At 32.2% G+C, this 1902-nt stretch carries 4 protein-coding genes; all 4 read right to left on the minus strand.

Going from position 1 to position 1902, the window contains the following annotated elements:
* Positions 1-233: 233 nt before the first annotated feature.
* A complete protein-coding gene (locus tag LB450_RS13550) occupies positions 234-590 on the minus strand; it encodes a helix-turn-helix domain-containing protein (RefSeq protein ID WP_224489792.1) in 357 nt (118 codons plus the stop codon).
* 1 nt (position 591) lies between these two features.
* A complete protein-coding gene (locus tag LB450_RS13880) occupies positions 592-825 on the minus strand; it encodes a type II toxin-antitoxin system HigB family toxin (protein WP_224489794.1) in 234 nt (77 codons plus the stop codon).
* Between the two features lie 143 nt (positions 826-968).
* The gene (locus LB450_RS13560; protein ID WP_224489796.1) at positions 969-1310 is read right to left on the minus strand and encodes a HepT-like ribonuclease domain-containing protein; all 342 of its coding nucleotides are present in this window, start codon (positions 1308-1310) and stop codon (positions 969-971) included.
* On the minus strand, positions 1300-1602 hold the full coding sequence (locus LB450_RS13565) for a nucleotidyltransferase domain-containing protein (protein ID WP_224489797.1): 303 nt from the start codon (positions 1600-1602) through the stop codon (positions 1300-1302). Before LB450_RS13565 ends, LB450_RS13560 begins: the two co-directional genes overlap by 11 nt.
* Positions 1603-1902 lie beyond the last annotated feature (300 nt).

The following is a 1902-nucleotide window of genomic DNA, read 5'->3' on the forward strand; positions in this document are numbered from 1 at the left end:
ACTCAAAAACGAGTAAAAAGTGGAGCAAAAGCTCTGCAGTCTTTGCTTTGTGAAATAAAAACCCTGCAATACTTAATCAACTTTGATTTAAGCCCTCTAAATTTAGTGTAAATCCAACTCTGATAAAGAAACAAAAGCCCTGAAAAGGGCTTAAAACAACTCATTTTTTAGTGTTTTAGTGGCTTGTGCAACGGTTACCGATGTTGCCCACAGTGCTTTCGGAGTGTTGATTGTTAGTAGTCCTGAATTAAAACTTCAGTAGGAATTTTTAAGCTAGCGTTTAATTTCCGAATCATATCCAAAGTCAGTTTTCGCTTTTTATTCATTATTTCACTAACCCTACTTTTAAATCCTATCATTTCCACCAAATCTTTTTGTTTCAGACCCATTTGTTCCATTCTGAAATTGATTGCTGATATCGGATCTGGCATTTCGATTGGGAAGTTTTCACTTTCATAATTATCAATCAAAATCGATAAAATTTCAAGTTCATCGCCTTCTTCCGTTCCACGTTTTGCATCAAAAATCACTTCCAAACGCTCAAGAGCATTTTTGTAATCAGCTTCGTTTCTTATTGGTTTTATTTCCATTTTAAATTTCGTTTGCGTTAATTTTATCGTATTCAGCGTGCGTTCCAATAAATCGAATCCAAGCCAGTTGATATTCAAAGTTAAATTTTACAATCAGCCGATAGACATTACCTTTGATGTTGAATACAATTCGATTATCTTTTAAAATACTTGCATTTGGATATTCAGATTTTAATTCGTTAATCGTTTTCCAATTTGATTTCTCGGTTTCACGATACCAAGTTTTAAGTTGCAATTCACAATCACCGTGTTTTTCCCAAAATCTCGTAATGTTCCTCTCGAAAATATTTTCAATTCAAATTTCTTTGATGCAAATATAATTAAAAAAGTTACCATATTGATAACTTTTGTGTTTTTCAGCATTATGGGCTGTTGTGGCTAGTGCTTTTCCACCATGCTTTGGATTTCTTTCTTCAATTCAGGTAGTTCTCGAATTATTATCGTCCAAATAACTTCGTCAGAAATGCTATCGTATTCGTGAGCAATTCTATTTCGAGTTCCGATTATCTTTTGAGCGTTGTTTATTTGAAAATCTGATCCTTTGTGTTTAACTATTCTATTTATTGCTTCACCGATTATTTCAATATTTCTTTCAACTGCTTTTTTGGTTTTTAAGTCTTTTTGATACTCAAAGAAATCTTTTTTTTCGGGTAGAAAGTCAAATATTTCGTCAATAGATTTAATTATGTCTTCAAACCAAGCATTAATTCTATTGTCCATAAATCAGAATTTTTGAGCTATCAAGCTCTTTTCTGAAAAATTGATTTTTTATTCCCCGTTCTTCTATCAAGTCAATTTGTCGCTGAAGTATTTTTTCTAAACTCTCTTTGAGTTGAAAATATAAGTCAGTGTATTTAAACGGATCCGTTTCTTCAAAATCTACAACAAAATCGATATCAGAATCGTCTTTAAAATCATCACGAGTCACAGAGCCAAAAGCTGAAAACGTTTTGACTTTGTATTGCTTGCAAAGTTTCTTAATTCGATTAATGTTTTTTTCAGATATTTTCATAGAATAAAGATACTCAAATTTTAGTTCAAATCATTTTTTGAAAGTTTTTTTTAGCATTAGCCACAACGGTCACGGCTATGAGTAGTTGCGTGGGTTAGCACTTAATTTTGCAAGTACACACCAAGTTGGAAATTCCGCAGGAATTTCCAAAGTAGGCGAGAACAAGCAATTACTTATAGCCTGTGTGCCTGTTGCACAACTCAATTTCTTGCAAATATATAGAATTGATTGGCATTGAAAAGTTTGGAATTGATTATCTTTAGTAATGCAAGGAAAAAAGACTTATCAAGAGAAATTGTT

This window comes from Psychroflexus curvus (assembly GCF_020164585.1).
Lineage (GTDB): Bacteria > Bacteroidota > Bacteroidia > Flavobacteriales > Flavobacteriaceae > Psychroflexus > Psychroflexus curvus.